14 protein-coding genes are annotated in these 18112 nt (G+C 68.9%); 7 read left to right on the top strand and 7 right to left on the bottom strand.

Annotated features, from left to right (window positions below; all coding sequences use genetic code 11):
- The first annotated feature begins 298 nt into the window (after positions 1 to 298).
- The 3 genes from ACFWUU_RS39030 to ACFWUU_RS39020 are packed head-to-tail and all read left to right on the top strand — an operon-like array spanning position 299 to position 2457.
- The gene (locus ACFWUU_RS39030) at positions 299 to 1102 is read left to right on the top strand and encodes a TrmH family RNA methyltransferase (protein ID WP_380183523.1); all 804 of its coding nucleotides are present in this window, start codon (positions 299 to 301) and stop codon (positions 1100 to 1102) included.
- 48 nt (positions 1103 to 1150) lie between these two features.
- Positions 1151 to 2128 carry an SGNH/GDSL hydrolase family protein gene (locus tag ACFWUU_RS39025; protein ID WP_380183521.1) on the top strand — a complete coding sequence of 326 codons (978 nt, stop codon included), beginning with the start codon at positions 1151 to 1153 and terminating at the stop codon, positions 2126 to 2128.
- Positions 2125 to 2457, top strand: coding sequence for an iron chaperone (locus ACFWUU_RS39020; RefSeq protein ID WP_380183519.1), 333 nt, complete (start codon positions 2125 to 2127; stop codon positions 2455 to 2457). Before ACFWUU_RS39025 ends, ACFWUU_RS39020 begins: the two co-directional genes overlap by 4 nt.
- 1 nt (position 2458) lies before the next feature.
- Here ACFWUU_RS39020 and ACFWUU_RS39015 read toward each other — a convergent pair whose 3' ends face one another.
- The 3 genes from ACFWUU_RS39015 to ACFWUU_RS39005 all read right to left on the bottom strand — a co-directional run bounded on the left by ACFWUU_RS39015 (position 2459) and on the right by ACFWUU_RS39005 (position 7280).
- Positions 2459 to 3010: a hypothetical protein gene (locus ACFWUU_RS39015; RefSeq protein WP_380183517.1), complete on the bottom strand. Its 552-nt coding sequence runs from the start codon at positions 3008 to 3010 to the stop codon at positions 2459 to 2461.
- A 102-nt stretch (positions 3011 to 3112) separates the two neighbouring features.
- A complete protein-coding gene (locus tag ACFWUU_RS39010) occupies positions 3113 to 4411 on the bottom strand; it encodes an SWIM zinc finger family protein (protein ID WP_380183515.1) in 1299 nt (432 codons plus the stop codon).
- A complete protein-coding gene (locus tag ACFWUU_RS39005; RefSeq protein WP_380183513.1) occupies positions 4404 to 7280 on the bottom strand; it encodes a DEAD/DEAH box helicase in 2877 nt (958 codons plus the stop codon). Before ACFWUU_RS39005 ends, ACFWUU_RS39010 begins: the two co-directional genes overlap by 8 nt.
- A 104-nt stretch (positions 7281 to 7384) precedes the next feature.
- On the opposite strand from ACFWUU_RS39005, the gene ACFWUU_RS39000 reads away from it, so the two are divergent.
- Entirely contained in the window at positions 7385 to 8359 is a 975-nt protein-coding gene (locus ACFWUU_RS39000; RefSeq protein ID WP_380183511.1) for a zinc-binding dehydrogenase, read from the top strand.
- Here ACFWUU_RS39000 and ACFWUU_RS38995 read toward each other — a convergent pair.
- A complete protein-coding gene (locus tag ACFWUU_RS38995) occupies positions 8349 to 9578 on the bottom strand; it encodes a diguanylate cyclase (protein WP_380183509.1) in 1230 nt (409 codons plus the stop codon). The two genes, ACFWUU_RS39000 and ACFWUU_RS38995, sit on opposite strands and share 11 nt — an antisense overlap.
- 259 nt (positions 9579 to 9837) lie before the next feature.
- Between ACFWUU_RS38995 and ACFWUU_RS38990 the strand changes: the two genes are divergently transcribed.
- Entirely contained in the window at positions 9838 to 10026 is a 189-nt protein-coding gene (locus tag ACFWUU_RS38990; protein WP_380183507.1) for a DEAD/DEAH box helicase, read from the top strand.
- A 78-nt stretch (positions 10027 to 10104) separates the two neighbouring features.
- On the opposite strand, the gene ACFWUU_RS38985 is transcribed toward ACFWUU_RS38990, so the two are convergent.
- Positions 10105 to 11343, bottom strand: coding sequence for an MFS transporter (locus tag ACFWUU_RS38985; RefSeq protein WP_380183505.1), 1239 nt, complete (start codon positions 11341 to 11343; stop codon positions 10105 to 10107).
- Positions 11344 to 11724: 381 nt separating this feature from the next.
- On the opposite strand from ACFWUU_RS38985, the gene ACFWUU_RS38980 reads away from it, so the two are divergent.
- On the top strand, positions 11725 to 14283 hold the full coding sequence (locus ACFWUU_RS38980; RefSeq protein ID WP_380183503.1) for an MXAN_6230/SCO0854 family RING domain-containing protein: 2559 nt from the start codon (positions 11725 to 11727) through the stop codon (positions 14281 to 14283).
- 135 nt (positions 14284 to 14418) lie between these two features.
- Entirely contained in the window at positions 14419 to 14967 is a 549-nt protein-coding gene (locus ACFWUU_RS38975; protein ID WP_137257797.1) for a hypothetical protein, read from the top strand.
- A gap of 101 nt (positions 14968 to 15068) precedes the next feature.
- Here ACFWUU_RS38975 and ACFWUU_RS38970 read toward each other — a convergent pair whose 3' ends face one another.
- Positions 15069 to 16457 carry a sensor histidine kinase gene (locus ACFWUU_RS38970; protein ID WP_380183501.1) on the bottom strand — a complete coding sequence of 463 codons (1389 nt, stop codon included), beginning with the start codon at positions 16455 to 16457 and terminating at the stop codon, positions 15069 to 15071.
- A complete protein-coding gene (locus tag ACFWUU_RS38965) occupies positions 16457 to 18106 on the bottom strand; it encodes an FAD-dependent oxidoreductase (RefSeq protein WP_380183499.1) in 1650 nt (549 codons plus the stop codon). The genes ACFWUU_RS38970 and ACFWUU_RS38965 overlap by 1 nt, the downstream gene beginning before the upstream one ends.
- Positions 18107 to 18112 lie beyond the last annotated feature (6 nt).

The raw sequence follows: 18112 nt of genomic DNA, 5'->3' as shown, positions 1-18112 counted from the left end.
CCTCCCGTGTGATAGCAGCTGGGCTACCAGAGAAAAGGACTCTAACCACCCGCACCGACAGACCAAAACTCACCCGCCACCGGCCTGTGGACAACCGGATCGCAGGTGGTGCTGTGGAAAACCGGATGACGTCCCGAGCGCTGCTGCCTACCATCCGAGATGTGATGAGAATCCTTGGCTGACGCGGTCGACAGGCCGCGTCAGTACCACGGCGCCCCCTGGGCGTCGCCCCGCCGGTGCGGACCCTGTCGCAGGGTCCCCGGCGCGCTTGCTGATTCTCTCCTTTCGGAGCTTGCACATGACTGTGCACCCATTCGCCCACTCGGCGCGTTCCATCGGCGCCCAACATCCCCGGGTCCGTGACCTGCTGACCCTGCGGAAGGACGGTTCACCCGGCCGCATCATGGTCGAAGGCAGTTGGGAACACGACCGCCTACTCACCACCGCGGCCTCGATCGACGCCTTCTTCTGGTGCCCCGAGGTCGCCACGACGGAGGTCCATCGGATCGCGGAGCGTGCCACCGAGATGTACCGCATCTCGGAGAAGCTGCTCGCCCGCCTCTCCCGCAAGACCAGGTCCGACGGCCTGATCTCGATCGCGCGTCTCCCGGAATGGCGGCCGCACGCGTTCGAGTTCACCAACGAGTCGCTGGTGCTGGTCGCCGACGGCGTCGAGTACGCCGGCAACCTTGGCACCCTGATCCGTACTGCGGACGCCGCCAACGCCGACTGCCTCGTCCTGACGAGCAGGCGGGCCCGGCCGACGCATCCGTCCGTGTACTCCGCGAGCCGCGGCACCGTCCTCTCGATGCCGATCCTGGAGTTCGACGACATCCCGTCCGCAGCGGCGTGGCTGCGGAATCATCGCTTCCGCGTCCACCTCGCCGACCCGGCGGCAACGGGGACGTATCGCGTTCCGCAGTACGACGGGCCGACGGCGTTCGTGGTCGGTTCGGAGGGCTCGGGGCTGTCGCGGGAGTGGCATGCCGAGGGGTTCGACGCGGTGTCGATCCCGATGCTCGGGCAGGCGGACTCGCTGAACGTCGCGCTGTCGGCCGGGATCCTGCTGTTCGAGGCGCGGGCTCGGAAGGCCGGTTGGTGAGCTCGCCAGGCAGAATGGCACAGCAAACCCGATCACAAGGAGTGTGCTGTGCCGTTCGAGCCTGGCGAGGTCGTCGCCCCGTCCGATCCGCGCATCGTCCTGGAAGGACAGTGGGGTCACCAGCCCGGTGTGGCGATCACCGTGAACTCCGGTTCGCGGATCTCGTTCTCGTACGCCGGTGAGCGGCTGCAGCTGCTGTTCGACACCGACGGGCTCACGGTTGCGCCGCACCTGTGGATCACGGTGGACGACGGCGAGCCGAAGCTGCACGTGATCGAGGGGCCGGTCGTCGAGCTGTCTGCGCCGGACGCGCGGCACCGGGTCGAGGTCGTGGTCAAGGACGTGAACGAGCACGCGAACCGGTGGAACCCGCCGTTCGAGTGCGCGGTCGTGTTCGCCGGCCTCGTGCTCGACGTGAACGCGCGGCTCCGGTTGAGCGGTCGGCCGAGCGGTCCGCGGATCGAGTTCTACGGCGACTCGATCACGCAGGGCGTGCGGTCGCTGAGCGTGCACCCGGAGTCCGAGGGCGCGGACGGTACGACGACGTACGCGTATCTGACCGCGCGGGCGTTCGGCGCGACGTCGTACCAGGTCGGGTTCGGCAGCCAGGGGATCAGCAAGCCGGGGAACGGCGAAGTGCCCGCCGGCGTCGACTCGTTCGGCTGGAACTTCGCCGGTTCACCGGCCGAACACGTCGAGCCGTCCGACGTGGTCGTCATCAACCTCGGCGTGAACGATCCGACGCTGGAGGTCGAGGAGTACGCGGCCTACGTACGGCGGGTGCGCGCGGCGTACCCGGACACGACGATCGTGTCCCTGTCACCGTTCAACGGAAAACACGCTGACACGATCCAGGCCGCGGTGAAGTCCCTCGACGACCCCAACCTCATCTACATCGACTCCACCGGTTGGATCACCGAGGACGACTGCACCGACCAGGTCCACCCCACGGTCGCCGGCCACACCAAAATCGCCGAGAACCTCATCCCAGCCCTCGAAGAACACACAACCCTGCGCCGCGCATGACAGTCGACGAGTACATCGCGTCGTTCCCCGAGGAAGTCCGCGAGGTCCTGGAACAGGTACGCCGCACAATCCACGCCGCCGCACCCGGGGCCGGCGAGAAGATCAGCTACCAGATCCCCACGATCACCCTCGACGACAAGCCACTGATGTACTTCAGCGGCTGGAAGGCGCACATCGCCGTCTACCCCCTCCCACCCCTCGACGACGCCCTGGCCATCGCGATCGACCCGTACCGCTCCGGCAAAGGCACGCTGAAGTTCCCCCTCAACAAACCGATCCCGTACGACCTCATCACCCGCCTCACGCAGGCGTTCGTCGCTGCCCGTTGACTCAGGCGTACGCCGGCGCGATCGCCCGCGCGAGCGTGACGATTCCGGCTGGGCGCAGGATGCTGTCGGGCGTTGCGAGCAGTTCGACGTATGCGTTCTTGGCGGTGCGGAACACCAGTTGGCCGCCTGTTTGCTGCCAGCCTTCGGCGCCGACGCTCACCGGGTGCGCGTAGGGACTGTCCTTCATGTAGCCGAAGTCGAGCGAAGGATCCGAGCCCTGGCCGCCGGATCGGACCGCGACCGAGCCTGTTGCCGAACCCCACTGGCATGACAGGTAGCCGTCAGCCACGGTGTCTCGTCGCAGCACCGCCTTCTCGCCGAGCAACTTCTCGGCGGCCGCAGTACCGCGTGCACACGCAGGCTGCGCGATGACCGCCGGGGCGGTGGGAAGTCCGCCGGGAAGCGTGAGGATCGTTTGCGCGATGGATCGGAGTTCGTCCAGCGTGCCCGAGCCGTCGTTCAGTACGCGCAACTCGATCGGACTGTTGCCGGCGCGGAACACGAGCCAAGGGGCGGCTGCCGCTGGGTTGACCGCCCACGAGCCTGGTCCCACTCCGCCGTGCTGTCTGCGAGCGGCGCACTGACGCGGAAACCTGCTGCCGCGGCGGTCCAACGGCGGTGGTGCACCCTCCCCAGGAACGTACGTCGGGGGAGCTTAGAGGAGGTCGCGGGGGTCGGCGGCGGGTGGGCGGGTGAGGGTCCAGTCGTTGAAGGCTTGGTCGAAGCGGTACCAGAGGTTGTCATGGCCCAGGCGGAGTTGGAGTTTGCCGGAGGTCAGGCGGTTGGACTCGATGGTGGCGTTGGGGAGGGCTTCCAGGGCTTCGGTGAGGGCTTCTGGGTCGACGTCGTGCGGCTCGTCGAGGGTTACGGCGAGGCCGCCGGGGCCGGCTTCGCGCCAGGCGACGGCCCAGGTGGTTAGTTGGCGGGAGGAGATGCGGGCGCGGTGGGCCAGGTCGGCGAGGTCCGGCGTACCTAGGGCTTTGGCTGCTCTGCGGGCCAGGTCCTGCTCGAAGGTGAGGTTGAGGCCGCCGTCTCCGTCGCCGGATGCCAGCTCCCAGGCGCGTTGGGCGGCGTCGGTTGCCAGTGCGACCAGATCTCGTACGTCGACGCCGGACGACCGCGGCGGATCCAGCACCCGCACCGCCGCAGGCACTCCCGGAGCTCCCAGCGGTCTAGGTGGTGTGGGCACAGGCACAGGCCCCGCCGCACGCCGAGCATCCTGCTCGGAGGAGGCGGGCGTCGACGAGAGGGCTGGGCCGGCTGTCAGGTGGCGGGCGAAGGCTGCTATTGCGGGGATGCCGGCGGGGGGAGGAGTGCGGGGTGCGACGACTGGTGCGGCGGTTGAGCCGCGGCGGGTGCGGAGGGCGGCCAGGAGCTCGTCTTTGCGGCGACCGCGGAGGAGAAGCAGGGCGAAGGGGTCGTCGTCCAGCGCGTCCGTGATCAGGTAGCAGACCGCCGCGGAATGCTTGCAGGGAACGGCAAAGTCGGGACACGTGCAGTGCGTAAGGACCTCACCAGCACCGGGCAGAAGCTCGAGCCCCGCGTCGCGCACGTCGTCGATCACCTCGGGCGGCAGCTCACCATCCAGCAGCGCCGCCACCCGACCGATCTGCGCCGAGACCACCTCCAGCACCGAGTCCCACTCGGCGCTCGAGAACGCGCGGATCCGCACCGTCACCTGGTACGGCGTGACGCGGCTGCCCTGCACAACAGCCTCAACCTCACCCGGACTCACCGTCAGCTCGACAACACTCCCGCGCCGCGCGTACGACCGCCCACGCGACAACCGCCCCGGATCAAGCCGAGCCCGTTGCTCCAGCGCTTCCAACCACGCGCGACCCCACCACGTCGCCCCGAACGGCCGCCGACTCCCCGGCCCCTTCGCCGCCGGCAGTCCGGCATCCTCCCCCTTCCGCCGCCACCCCTGCCACGGCACCCGATCCTCATCAGCCATCGGATTTCCCAACAGCAGAAGGGTTGTACGCACTCGCCGAGCCCGACTTCGCCGGGGTAGTCGACAGCTCGACCAGCTCGGTGAGCTCGGAATCCGACAGCTCACTCAGCCACGCCTCACCCGAACCGACCACGGCATCCGCGAGGTCGCGCTTGGCGTTGATGACCGTCGAGATGCGGTCCTCGAGCGTGTTCTCGGTGACAAGCCGATGCACCTGCACCGGACGATCCTGACCGATCCGATAAGCGCGGTCGGTCGCCTGATCCTCAACCGCCGGATTCCACCAACGGTCGTAATGCACGACATGCGTCGCTCGCGTGAGCGTCAGCCCGACCCCACCGGCCTTCAATGACAACAGGAACACCGGCGCCTCACCCGCCTGGAACTCCTGGACCAGTTGCTCGCGCTTCTTCACCCCGATCCCGCCGTGCAGGAACAACGACTTGATCTGCCGCGCCGCCAGATGCGCCTCGATCAGCCGGCACATCTCGACGTACTGACTGAAGATCAGCACGGACTCGCCCTCGGACAGGATCACGTCGAGCAGCTCGTCGAGCGCGGCGAGCTTGCCCGAGCGCCGCTCCAGCGGACCGGGCTCGTGCAGGAACTGCGCCGGGTGATTGCACACCTGCTTCAGCTGCGTGAGCAGACTGAGCACCAGCCCACGCCGAGCGATGCCCTCCGCCTCCTCGATCTTGGCGAGCGTCTCCTTCGCCACGGCCTGGTAGAGCGTGGCCTGCTCGACAGTCAGCGGTACGACGACATCGCGCTCGGACTTCTGCGGAAGCTCCGGGGCGATCCCCGGATCGCTCTTCTTCCGCCGCAGCAGGAACGGCCGCGTCACCCGAGCCAGCCGCGCAGTCGCCTCCTCGTCATGGAACCGCTCCACGGGTACGGCGACGTCGTGGCGGAACCGGTCGAGCGTCCCGAGCAACCCCGGCGCCGACCAGTCCAGGATCGACCACAGCTCGGACAGACGGTTCTCCACCGGCGTACCGGTCAAGGCGATCCTGGTTGCTGAAGGCAACGTTCGCAACGCGCGAGCCGTGCGGGACAACGGATTCTTCGCGTGCTGAGCCTCGTCCGCGACGACCAGGCCCCACGCCACCTCGCCGAGAACGCGGTGGTCCTGACGCACCACGCCGTACGTCGTGAGCACCACCTCGTCGGGCGCAATGTCGCTGAGCGTCCGGCCTGCGCCGTGATAGCGCCGCGTCGGTACGTCGGGGGCGAACCGCTCGAACTCGCGCTCCCACGTGCCGAGCAAGGTCGACGGGCAGACGACGAGCATCGGGCCGCGTCGCTCCAACTGCAGATGCAACGCGATCACCTGGATCGTCTTGCCCAGGCCCATGTCGTCGGCGAGGCAGCCGCCGAGGCCGAGATTCGCGAGCTGCGCCATCCACGCGACGCCGCGGCGCTGGTAGTCACGGAGGGTCGCGCGCAGGCCGACCGGATCGGTGAACGGAGCCGGCTCCTCGGCCGTCCGCAGCCGGGCGAGCATCGCGGCCAGCGAACCGTCCGCATCAAACGGAACGAGCTCGCCGTCGACATCGATCGTCCCGGTCAGCGCCGCGCCGAGCGCTTCGGCGCCGGTGAGTTTGCGGGTCGAGCCGTTGCGGAGGCGGCGTACGACGTCCTGGTCGACGCGGATCCAGCGGCCGCGCATCCGGATCATCGGCCGTTTCGCTTCCGCGAGCGCACCGACCTCGGCCTCGGTCAGATCCTGGCCGTCGAGCGTCGGCCGCCAGCGGAAAGCGACCAGGTCGTTGAGACTGAAGTCCGGCCCGGTGATCGCGCCCGGAGTCGGCGTAGCGACGGAGCCGCGGACAGCCAGCTCACCCGCGAAGAGGTCGGTCGGCCAGAGCACCTCGATCCCGGCGCCCTCGAGCTCGCTACTCCCTTCGGCCAGCTCATCCAACGCCACGTCGTCGATCCCGACCTCTTCCGGCGCCGCGTCGCGCAGCGCGGCTCCCAGCGGAGGCCAGACTCGAGCCCCGCGGCGGAGAGCGAGGAGGAGATCGGTCTCCGCACGCTCACCGAGGGCTGTCAGTACGGCGGCTGGTGCGTTCCACATGTCTGCGACGTCGACCAGCAGGCTCGGGTCGAGCCCGCTTCGCAACTGCAGGACGCCGCGGAAGGATTCCTCAGGCAGCTCGGGTGGTTCGATCCGGAGCACGAGGCGGGCACCGGCCTCCTCGGCGAGGGCGGTCTCGTCGAGCCAGCCCGACGGTCCGGGGAGCGCAATCGGGTCCACGGCCGCGAACGGAGCCGCGCCGGGACGCCCGGCGATGGCGGCCGAAGGCGTACGGACGATGGTGTCGGCGAGCGCGTCCCAGAAGGCACGCACGAGTTGCTGGGGGTCGACGAGCCGGACCGGCCTGGTGCCCTCGATGGGCAGCGCGTGACCGTACGCCGGCATGGCGGCGCCCAGGTTCCGCAGCCACGCGCGGTCCAGCGGATCGAGCGGAGCGACGCGCCACGCGCCGTACCCGTCCGGACTGCGATCCGGCACCAGCCGCCCGCGCCCGATCAGCACCAGCCCCGCCAACCCAGCCGCCCGCCAGGCACCCCAACTAACCGAGCCCACCCCCCGAGGCGAACCGTCCTGACCCGCACTCGAGCCGACCCCACCCGGATCCGAACCGACCCCACCCGAGCCGCCGTCGCCCGGAGCTGTCAGCCGAGCCAACACCTCGGCAACGGACAGCAGGCGCGCGGGGACCGTCGTACGGCGGACTGTCGAGCCGCGCGGGAGGACGAGCTCGACCGTGCCGTTCGCCTCCTCGCCGGCCGCGGCGAGATCGCCGTACAGCGCCAACCGGCCCGCGCGCGGCGGGTCGGCCGGGACGAAAACGGCGTCGAGCATGCCCAGCACAGTACGCCGGACCACCGACACTTCCCGAGCTTGACCTGAACCAACGTTGAGGTTGCACTCTCGGAACCCCGACGACAACCGGAAAGAGTGCAGATATGCGTGCAGCAGTAGTCACCAAGTTCGGCGACGCGGACGTGATCGAGACCCGCGACGTGCCGGATCCCGAGCCCGGAGCCGGCCAGATGCTCGTCGACGTGGGGATCGCGGACGTCATCTTCGTCGACACCGCGATCCGCCGCGGTCAGCACGGCAAGTTCTTCGACGTCGAGCCGCCGTACGTCCCGGGCGGGACGCTCGGCGGCCGGGTCCGCGCGGTCGGTCCCGACGTATCGACCGACTGGATCGGCAAGACCGTGGTCGGCCGCACGATCGGCTTCGGCGCTCACGCCGAGCTCGCCCTCACCACGACCGACGTGGTCGAGGTACCACCCGAGCTCGACCTGCCGGCCGCGGTCGCGGTGTACGGCGACGGGTTGACCGCGCTCATGCTCGAGCAACTCGCACCGTCGATGACCGGCAAGGACGTTCTGATCACCGCCTCGGCCGGCGGTATGGGCCTGCTCCTGATCCAACTGGCTCACAAGGCCGGCGCACATGTGATCGCAGCCGCTCGCGGCGACGAGAAGCTCCAGCTGAGCCGGGCCCAGGGCGCCGACGTACTGATCGACTACAGCAAGCCGTCCTGGGAGAAGTTGGTGCTCGAGGCAACGAACAACCGGGGCGCCGACATCGTCTTCGAAGGCGCCGGCAGCGAACTCGGCGCGGCCGCGTTCAGCGTGGTCAGGGACGGCGGCTGGTTCTCCGCCCACGGCGCGCCGAGCGGCGGTTTCGCCGCCATCGATCCCGCCCAAGCCGAGCGCCGCGGCGTCACCGTGAAGGGCATCATGGACCTCCGCGCCGACTCGACCACCACGACAATCACCGGCGCCGACGTCATTACCCGCGCGGCCGCCGGTGACCTCAGTCCGGTCATCGACCAGCTCTACGACCTGGACCACGTCGCCGACGCCCATCGGGCGCTGGAACACCGCACCCTGCGAGGCAAGGCGCTGATCAGCGTCAGTCGTTGATGTGGTGATCCGAGTCGGACCGCTCTGACTGCTCCAGGTGGTCGACGTGGTCCGTGACGGCCGGCGGGTTCGGGAGGGCGGCCACGATCTGGTTGCGCCCGGACCGCTTGGCCGTCAGCAGCGCGTCGTCGGCGGCCAGGACGAGCTGGTCCATCGTGTTCGCGACGTGCGGGTAGATCGCCGCACCGAACGACGCCGGTACGCCGCTGATCGCTGCCGTGCCGCCACTCGTCGTACCGACCGACACCGTGAGGCTGACGAGCCGCGCTCTGATCCGCTCCGCGATCTCCATCACCTCGGTCTCGGACGCGCCGGGCAGCAGCACTGCCAGCTCGTCCCCGCCGACCCGTGCGACCAGGTCGCCGTGCCGGACCTCGGCCCGGATCGCCTCGCCGACCGCACGCAGCGCCTCGTCACCTGCGGGGTGGCCGTAGGTGTCGTTGATCTCCTTGAACTTGTCGAGGTCCAGCATCAGCAGACCGACTGTGCTGCGCAGTGTGTCCGCACGGGCCAGCTCGGCGGGCACTGCGCTCGCCCAGTACGACGAGGTGGCCAGACCGGTCTTCGAGTCGGTCCCAGCGGCCCGCTGGTACTGCGGAAGCAGCAGATCGCGGTGCAGCGCCATCACCGTCACCATGAGTACAGGGACGACCCATGGGTACGACGACTGGACCGCAGCGATCGCTACACCGAGCCCGAGCCCGGCACACACGACCAGCTGGTCTGATAGCTCGCCGAGCGCCTCACGCGCAGTCGCTTCGGGGGAGGCGAGCAGGATGGCGCCGATCACCAGCGCGTAGTTCACCAGCCACCAGACCCCGGCCGCGGCGATGACGATCACCAGTGACCAGAGGCTCGTCGGCACCCGCGGCTCGGTCAGCAGGCCGCCGGCGCGCAGCACGGCCGCGGCGGCGGCGCTGGCCAGGATGTACGTCGCCGTGGAGAACACCTTGCGGTGCGCGACGGTCCGCCCGTACACGCGGAACCAGGAGTAGGCGTAGGCCAGCACGACCAGCGGGATGACCAGCGACAGCGGGAGCAGCAGCAGGGCCGCGAAGATCCACAGGCACTTCAGGTTCGTGTGCGGTGAAGTATTGGCCGCCAGCTCGCGTCGGCGCTCGATTCCGCGGGCACACTCCAGATGCAGGGTCGAGGCGACGGCGAGGACGACGAATGCCACCCACTCGGAGTGCCGCACACCGGAATTCGGCCCGCTCACCGTGCTCCGAACCGCGAGTGTGGTAATCGTGACCGCAATCACATCAATCGCGAGCACATAAGCCAAAGCGGTCCTCGGCAACGACCAGAGCTTCCATTGCCGGGGTGGCCCCCAGCTGCTCCGACCGATCAGAATCATATGAGCCTCACACACGGTCGATCTGAGCGGTTATGCGTACATCGTAACGACCTGTTCACGTCTGGTCACCCCCGTGTCCGGGTCATTCCATCAGTTGGTCATTCCAGAAGGGTCGAGAATCATGCAGAAGACGACGCGCGGCACCGGCAACGGCAACGACTGGTTCACCGGCGGCAACGACTGGTTCCACGGGGGGAACGACTGGTTCGCGGGCGGGAACGACTGGTTCACCGGTGGCGGCAACGACTGGCTCCGCGGCGGTAACGACTGGTTCGCACCGCGCACCGCCAATGGCGGTAACGATTGGTGACGAAAGGTAAATCTTTACCTGGGTCTTACATTCCGGATAACTCATTCACGAGATAAACCGGGCGGCCCGGAACTTATCCTAACTGTAATTCTCCGAATGGTCGTCGATTCGGCGGGCGCGCGCCCAGGCGGCGCCCGCCGCGGCCGCCAGTATTGCGCCTGTGACGCCCATCACGGCGAGTGCACCGGATGGCCCGAATGGTTCTGCCAGCGCCCCCGCGAGCAGAATTCCGAGGCCCTGGCTGCCCTTCAGCGCGGTCCCCGCGACGCCGAACGCCTTACCGCGCTGATGATCGGGCACAGCCTGGACGAACGCCGCACTCGTCGGCAGGTGGTACGACGATGCAGCGCCGGACAGCGCCCAGAGACAGAACGTCACCACAGGCCCCGGCTGGAGCGCAGAGAAAGCCAATGGAACACACGCAGCGACCGCCAGGGGGCCGAGCAGCTTCATCCGCCGCTCCGGCGACCACAGCGTGATCAGCCACATCCCGACCACGCAGCCGGCCGGACTCGCGGCCAGCAGGACTCCCGCAGTCGTGGTGCCGTAGCCGATCTCGTGGGCGTAGGGGACTGCCAGACCCTCCACGGTGACGTAGAAGCCGGCGATGGTGGCGAGCAGGACGAGCGTCCGGAGCTTCGGTGTACGGGCGACCTGCGCGATGCCGGACGTCAGGTCCTTCAAATAGCTCCCGGATGGCGCATCTGTGCCACTTGTCGGAGCAGGGCGCCGGCGTACTCCGAAGGTGATCAGGAGGGCCGACAAGACGAAGGTGGCGGCATCCAGGAGCAGGCCGCCGGAGGTCCCCACGGCGACCACGACAGCGCCGCCGAAGCCGAAGCCGAGGACCTGGCTGAACTGGACGACCATGTCGTTCGCGGCCTTGCCGAGCACGTAGTGATCACCCGGGAGTACGGCGGGCAGCGTGGCCCCGCGCGCCGCGTTGAACGGCGACCCGAACGCCTGCAACGCGAGCAGCAGTAGGATCACGACGAGCAGTGGAAGGGCCTGGATCGCCATACCTGCAACGAGAATCGCCCGTGCGACATCGGTGACGATCATCACTGTGCGTCGCGGGTACCGGTCGGCGAAGCCGGCGAGTAGCGGCCCGAACAACAGGTCCGGTACGTAGGTCAGCGCATACGTCACCGCGGTCAGCCCGGCCGACGAGGTCCGGTCGAAGACCAGCACCGACAACGCCACCCGCGCCAGCTGATCACCCGCCACGGACAGCACCCCGGCGAGGAACAACGCCCGGAACTCGGCGTGCCCGAAGACGTCACGCCAGCGCGCCCGCTCGACCGCCGCAACCGACATACCTACGACGTTAACCACAATCCGTGGCCTGACACCTCCCGAGGGTGAGCAACTCTGTGTCCTGCAAGGGTTCAAGGGATAACTTGCGGCGCATCTGTGCCAGTTCGGGTCCAGATTGGGGGACCCGGTAGCGCAGTATTTGGGTGAACGTTCTACTCTGTAGATCTCCGGTAGCGGGGTCTGGGCGGGGCGGCCCCGACCCTGCTACCGGAGCTCTTCTTTGTGGGGCGGTATGGCCCCGAAACTGTCGGTAGGCCCCGGTAGCGTTCTCGGTGCCAGGGGCGGCTCCTGGACGTGCTTCCTTCTCCTTCACCAGGCCAAGTAGCGCGTCCGCTCTCCGCCCCTGGTGCCTTCATCTCACGACGCCACCGGGGAGACGCCATGCCGGAAGAATCTGCGCAGGTCCTGCTGCGCCGCCGCCGGCTCGTCGACGTCACCACGCTGACCCCGGCGGTACGCCGTACTGCCTGGCAATGGCTCCGCCGTCCGCTGACGATCCAGACCGGACTGTCCGCGCTCCAGGCCGACCTGATCCAGCGGGGCTTCCTGCTGTCGGTCGGCCTGTACCGGTACTGCGCCTCGCTGTCGGCTCCCGCACTCGCCGGCTTCGGCGGCGCACTGCTCGACCTGCTCGACGCCGAGTCCGGTCACGACACCCACCACACGCCGCTGTTCCGCGGCTTCCCGGAGAGCGTGCCGGGCAACACCGAGACCTTCTACGTGAACCGGGTGTTCGCTCGTCTCCTCCAGGAGCCCGATCAGCCCTGCGTCCTCTGCGGCGATACCAAGGCGGTGCATCCGGTCTCGCCGTGCGCCCATCTGGTCTGCCGGACGTGCTGGGACGGCTCGGACTTCAGCGCCTGCCCGCTCTGCCTGCGCCGGATCGACCGCAAGGACCCGTTCCTCAAACCGTCGTTCGACGAGGAGCAGCCGGCCCACGTCCGGTCGGACCGTTTGCGCCTGCTCTCGCCGGCAACGGACGACTCAGCCCGCGAGACGGTCGAGATCTTGCTGGCGCGGCGTGCACCGCTGTCGGGCGCGGACCGTGCTGACCTGCTGGTGCTGCTCGACGCTGCCGACCCGTCCTGGCTGCCGGACGAGATCCCGGTCCGCGAGACCCGGGCGCTCGTCATCGCGCACTTCCTCGCCGACGACCCGGAGCTGATCGATCGCACCGACACCGCGACCGACGTACTGCGTTTGATCTACGCGTTGATGGACGCCGATCCCGGGCTGCGGACGCCGCCGGCCCGGCGGAAGTCGTTGCCGCGGGCAACTCGGCGGCTGGTGCTGCGGCGGCTGGACCGGTTGCCGGCGGAGACGCTGGTCGAGGATCTGCTGCGCCACGAGCGGGCCTGGAAGCGGATCGCGGAGAACCTGCACCCGTTCGAGTTCGCGACCCGTTTCCCGGTCGCGGCGCTCGCGTTCGCAGTCCTTCGGCAGACCGATCTGGACCTCGGGACTCCAGCCGGGCGGGCAGTGGCGGGTGAGGCCGCGCAGCATCCTCTGATTCGCGTTGAGGACGGGCGGCTCGTGATGAGCACGTTCGCCTCGCGGGTCGAAGGCGCCTTCGCCCAAGGGCGGCCGGAGCAGGCGCTGGACCTGCTGCGTGAGCGTCCCGGCGAGTTGGTACGTCGACTTGTCCACCTCGCGCGCGTACTTCCGCCCGAGCAGCACGTCACGCTCGTCGAGGCCCTGACGACCGCAGTCTCGGACGTGTCTCCGGTGGTGATCACTGCCGCGCTCGGGCAAGTCCGCACACCGCCGGGCGATCTGCGGCTGTTCTTCCCGCGCGGCGGCACTGCCCGCATCTGGACGGCCGTGGACGACCGCGAGCCGTTGCCGAGCGAGCTGGCGACCGAGTTGTCCGGCGTACTGACCGGTGAAATGTTGCGTCGGGCAACGGATCTGCCGCGGTGGCGGCGGGCGTTCCTGGACGAGGAGTTGACCCGGCTGGCGGCGCCTGGTTCGGAGCGGAGCGCGTCCTCGAGTCTGCTGCGGATGACGCGGGGGAGTGCGGTGCCGATCCCGCAGGATGAACTGCTGCGCCTGTTCCTGCATTGGATCGAGCCGGCCGGACGGCGGGTCGATCTCGATCTGTCCGTGGCGGTGTTCGATGAGGAGTGGGCGTTCGTCGGGCTCTGCGATTACACGCGGCTGCGGTTCGACCAGGATGCGCTGGTGCACTCCGGTGACCTGACGTCCGCGCCGGCGCCGCACGGGTCCACCGAGTTCGTGGACATCGATCTGCGCGCGGTGCGCCGGGTCGACGGGCGCTACGTGCTCCCGGTTGTGTTCAGCTACAACGACGTACCGTTCGATCAGTTGGCGCGCGGGTTCGTTGGGGTGATGCGGCAACCAAATGGCCTGTTCGATCCGGCCGCGGTCGAGGAGCGGTTCGATCTGTCCGGGCCGGCGAAGATCCTGATGCCGTTCGGCGTCGACCTGCAGACCAAAGAGTTGCGCTGGTACGACGTGAACCTGGGCGCGGCCGGATACGGTCACAACATCGCGAGGTACGGCGGTCAGCTCGGGCTGATGGCCGCGACGCTCGAGGAAGTGCACGGGTCCGGCGATCGGGTCAGCCTGTGGGAGGTCTGCTGCTGGCACGCGGCCGCGCGCGCCGACGAGATCGCCGTACGGTGTGCCGACGGATCTGTCGTCGGGTATCAGCGGGAGCCGTCCGAGGAGCTTGCGGCGTTCGCGCGGCGGGTGACGGCCCGGTTGGAGCCTGACCGGCGGTGGGACGAGGATGCCGCCAACCGCGCCGATTTCGTCGCCGTTCTGGCTGGTGATGTCACGCCGCGCTCGGGGGCGGAAGTGTATGCGCTGCATCCGCGTCTGCTCGACCACGCGAGCGTGGAGCTGATCGACGCGCCGCACCTGCTCGCCGTACTTGCGCCTGACACTCGCGCCCGGGCGACTCTGCGGGCCGGCTGAGACGCGGCCCCTGCGCTCGGGCGAGTCTGGCAGGGGCCTGAGAAATGTTTGACAGTTCCGTGACGGAGGCGGGGGTGTCGCTTTGGTGCGCTCCGCTGCAGGAGTACAACGGAATTGACGCGAAGGGAGCCACGAATGACGTACGACGTGGTGGTGCTCATCGAGCGGGAGATGAGCGAGGGCGACGCGCGCCGCGTTGCCGCCCTGTACGCACGACATGAAGAAGCCGTTGGCTACCACCTGCTGGTCTCCAGCCATCCCGACAGCGGGATCGGTGGTCCGATGGCGTTGCTGGGATCGACGTTCGCGGACGTGGCCGGGACGACCGGCGCGGCGGCCGTGGTCGGCTCGGCGACAGCTCCGTCGGCACGGGTCGGCCCGACAGCCGCTCCGAGCCGGACACCGACGGCCACCCTCGCGGACCCGGCCGTCGACCTCGCGTCGGTGATCGAACACAGTTCGCGCCGCCTCCGGGCCGCGAGCGGGTACCAGGTCCACGTGTCCATCACGCACGGCGAGATCATGCTGGCGCTGATGCAGATGGTGAAGACCACCGGTAGCCAGGAGGTCGTGGTGGTCGCCTGGCCGGAGACCGCGGCCCGGTTCGTCTGCTCCGACTGGTCCACCAAGGCCCGCAAGCTGCTGAAGGTGCCGCGGGTCCGCATTCTCGAGCACGACACCTGAGGACCCGTACCGAACGACAGGACGTAGTTTCACGCCACCGGAGCGGGCGGGCTCCACGGCGTCATGGCGCGCACCGCCACTACCCTGTCGTTCGGTACGAATCAGCCCGTTGCGGGCTGCCGCGGCAACCGCACCTGCAAGGTGGTCCGGCCGGGCCGCGAAGCGATCGTGATCGTGCCGCCGTGGTGCTCGGCGACGATCCGTTGTGCGATGTCGAGCCCCAGGCCGGTGCCTTTGCCGACGTCCTTGGTCGTGTAGAACGGCTCGAACGCCCGGGCCGCGACCTCCGTCGGCATACCGCGACCGGTGTCGGTGAACTCGACGACGATCCGGTCGCCGTCGGTCCGGGTCATGATCCGCAACGTGCCGGCGCCGTCCATCGCGTCGACCGCGTTGTCGATCAGGTTCGTCCACACCTGGTTGAGTTCGCCCGCGAACGCGTCGATCCGCGGTACGTCGGCACCGTACTCGCGGATCACCTCGACGCCGTCGCGGAGCTTGTGCCCGAGCATCACCAGCGTGCTCTCGATGCCCTCGGTCACGTCGATCGTCTGGATCGAACCGCGGTCCATCTGCGAGTACGAGCGGACGGCCGCCACCAGTTCGGTGATCCGCCGCGTCGACTCCTTCACCTCACCGAGCAACGTCGCCGCGGACAGCGTGCTGGCCACCCACTCCAGACCGGGCTCCAAAGCATCGCCGAGTACGTCGGCCGCGCGCTCGCACCACTCGACGCCGGCGCCCGCCGCGGCCAACGGCGGCGCGATCAGCCAGTCCTGCGTGACACCGTGATCGGCGAGCCAGTCCGAGATGACGTTCTCGTCATCGGCAAGATCGACCGGATCCGGCGCCGCCGTACCCGAGCCGAGCTCCAGCCGCAGCTCGTCCAGCGCACTGAACTGCACCGCCGTGACCTCGCCCTCCGCGAGCCGGCGCAAGGCCGACAGCAGCGTGACGCACGCGGTGTCGAGTGCGCTGACGGACCGGGCCGCGGCCGCGGCCGGATTGTTGATCTCGTGTGCCAACCCGGCTGCCAACGTGCCGAGCGTGATCAGCGACTCCCGCTGCCGGGCCGTCGACTCGATGGCCCGCGCAGTCCCGTACACGCCCCTGATCAGGTGGCCAGCGAGCGGGAACCACGCGTCGACCCGTTCCCGCAGCAGGTCGGTCGGCACCCGCAGTACCCGACCTTCGGCCAGGCCGCGGCCGCTGGCGAGATAGACACCGTGCTCGTCCCAGGCACGGAACCCGCCGGCCCAGCGGCCCGGAACGTCCATCTTGCCCATCACGGTGTCCTCGCGGCCGATCTTGCGGTGCAGCGCGATCACACCGTCGACCAGCACCCACCAGAAGTCCGCCGGCTCACCTTCGTGGAACAGGTCCGCGCCGAGCTCGATCGGCACCTCGGTGCTGCCCTCGATCAGCTCCTCGAGCTGTCCGTCGGCCAGTCCCGCGAAGAGCGGGATGTCTCGCAGATCGTCGGCGCGCATCAGACGGTCGCAAGGTAGCGGTGGACGAGATAGATCGACATGGCGCCTTCGCCGACCGCGGAGGCCACCCGTTTCATCGAGTCGAGCCGAACGTCGCCCGCGGCAAACACCCCGGGCACGCTGGTCTCCAGCGCGTACGGCGGCCGCGGCAGCGACCACCGATCGAACGCGAGCACATCGGGTCCGGTCACCACGAAGCCCTTCTCGTCGCGTACCACGGAATCGCCGAGCCAATCGGTCCGCGGGATCGCGCCGACGAAGATGAACAACCAACTGGCGAGGACCTCCTCGACGCGACCGGAGTTGCCATCGGCCAACGTCAGGCCCTCGAGGTGACCGTCGCCCCGACATCCGACCACCTCGGTCCGGCATCGGACCTCGATGTTGGTCGCGTTGGTGATCTTGTCGATCAGGTACCTCGACATCGAGCTCTCCAGCGACTCGCCGCGGACGAGGAGCACGACCCGTTTGGCGTAGCGGGAGAGGTTGAGGGCTGCTTGGCCGGCCGAGTTCGCCGCGCCGACGACGTACACCTCGTCGTCCTGGACCTGGCTGGCCTCGCTGGCGGTGGCGCCGTAGTAGACGCCGCGGCCGGTGAGGTCGGCGAGGCCGTCGACGTCGAGGCTGCGGTACGAGACGCCGGTCGCGACGATCAGCGCGCGGGCCTCGATCTCACCGGATCCTTCGAGCAGTACGGCGTGCACGGGCCCGCGCGACTCGAGTCCGACGACCGAACGCGCGAGCACCATCTCGGCGCCGAAGCGGGATGCCTGCGCGACCGCTCGGGCGGCCAGGTCCGAGCCGGTGAGTCCGCGCGGGAAGCCGAGGTAGTTCTCAATTGCGGCGCTGAGTCCGGCCTGGCCGCCCGGGGCTTCGCGTTCGACGATCACGGTGCTGAGGCCTTCGGACGCGGCGTACACGCCGGCAGCCAGGCCTGCGGGTCCGCCGCCGACGATGCAGACGTCGTACAGCGGTTGTTCGGCTCTCGTACGCAGGCCGAGCGCCGATGCGAGGTCGAGGGTGGTGGGGGAGCGGAGGGTGTCGCTCTCCGGGATCAGGACCAGCGGGAGATCGTTGTCGGAGGCATCGGCCAGGTCCTTCAGCCGTTGGGCCTCCGGATCGCGTTCGACGTCGTACCAGCGGTACGGCACGTGGTTGCGGGCCAGGAAGGTCTTGATGTCGTGCGACCGGTCCGACCAGCGGTTGCCGACGACCCGGACATCCGAGACGTGGTCGGGGTTGGCGTGCTGCCAGTCGCCGAGCAGGTCGTCGACGACCGGGAACAGTTGGTCCTCGGGCGGATCCCACGGCTTCAGCAGGTAGTAGTCGAGGCCGATGTCGTTGATGGCCCGGATCGCGACGTCGGTGTCGGCGTACGCGGTGAGCAGCAGGTACTTCGCGCTCGGTGCGTGCACGCGGGCCCGTTCGAGCAGCTCGATACCGGTCATGCCGGGCATCCGCTGGTCGGTGGCGATCAGCGCGATCGGCTGGTTGCGCAGGGCCAGCTTCGTCAGCGCGGCCAGCGCCTGGTCGCCCGAGGTCGCGCGCACGACGAGGTAGTCGTCACCGTACCGGCGGCGTAGATCCCGGGAGATCGCCGCCGACACCATTGGATCGTCGTCGACAGTCAGAATCGCTGGTTTGCTCACGCGGTG

It is taken from the genome of Kribbella sp. NPDC058693, assembly GCF_042715335.1.
Lineage (GTDB): Bacteria > Actinomycetota > Actinomycetes > Propionibacteriales > Kribbellaceae > Kribbella > Kribbella jiaozuonensis.
The sequence above is the reverse complement of the archived record's forward strand: the minus strand, read 5'-3'. Positions and strand labels throughout refer to the sequence as shown.

Coding starts and splice junctions, on each gene's coding strand:
- ACFWUU_RS39030 (WP_380183523.1), top strand. CDS start 299: ATGACTGTGCACCCATTCGCCCACTCGGCGCGTTCCATCGGCGCCCAA.
- ACFWUU_RS39020 (WP_380183519.1), top strand. CDS start 2,125: ATGACAGTCGACGAGTACATCGCGTCGTTCCCCGAGGAAGTCCGCGAG.
- ACFWUU_RS39010 (WP_380183515.1), bottom strand. CDS start 4,411: ATGGCTGATGAGGATCGGGTGCCGTGGCAGGGGTGGCGGCGGAAGGGG.
- ACFWUU_RS39005 (WP_380183513.1), bottom strand. CDS start 7,280: ATGCTCGACGCCGTTTTCGTCCCGGCCGACCCGCCGCGCGCGGGCCGG.
- ACFWUU_RS39000 (WP_380183511.1), top strand. CDS start 7,385: ATGCGTGCAGCAGTAGTCACCAAGTTCGGCGACGCGGACGTGATCGAG.
- ACFWUU_RS38990 (WP_380183507.1), top strand. CDS start 9,838: ATGCAGAAGACGACGCGCGGCACCGGCAACGGCAACGACTGGTTCACC.
- ACFWUU_RS38985 (WP_380183505.1), bottom strand. CDS start 11,343: ATGTCGGTTGCGGCGGTCGAGCGGGCGCGCTGGCGTGACGTCTTCGGG.
- ACFWUU_RS38980 (WP_380183503.1), top strand. CDS start 11,725: ATGCCGGAAGAATCTGCGCAGGTCCTGCTGCGCCGCCGCCGGCTCGTC.
- ACFWUU_RS38975 (WP_137257797.1), top strand. CDS start 14,419: ATGACGTACGACGTGGTGGTGCTCATCGAGCGGGAGATGAGCGAGGGC.
- ACFWUU_RS38970 (WP_380183501.1), bottom strand. CDS start 16,457: ATGCGCGCCGACGATCTGCGAGACATCCCGCTCTTCGCGGGACTGGCC.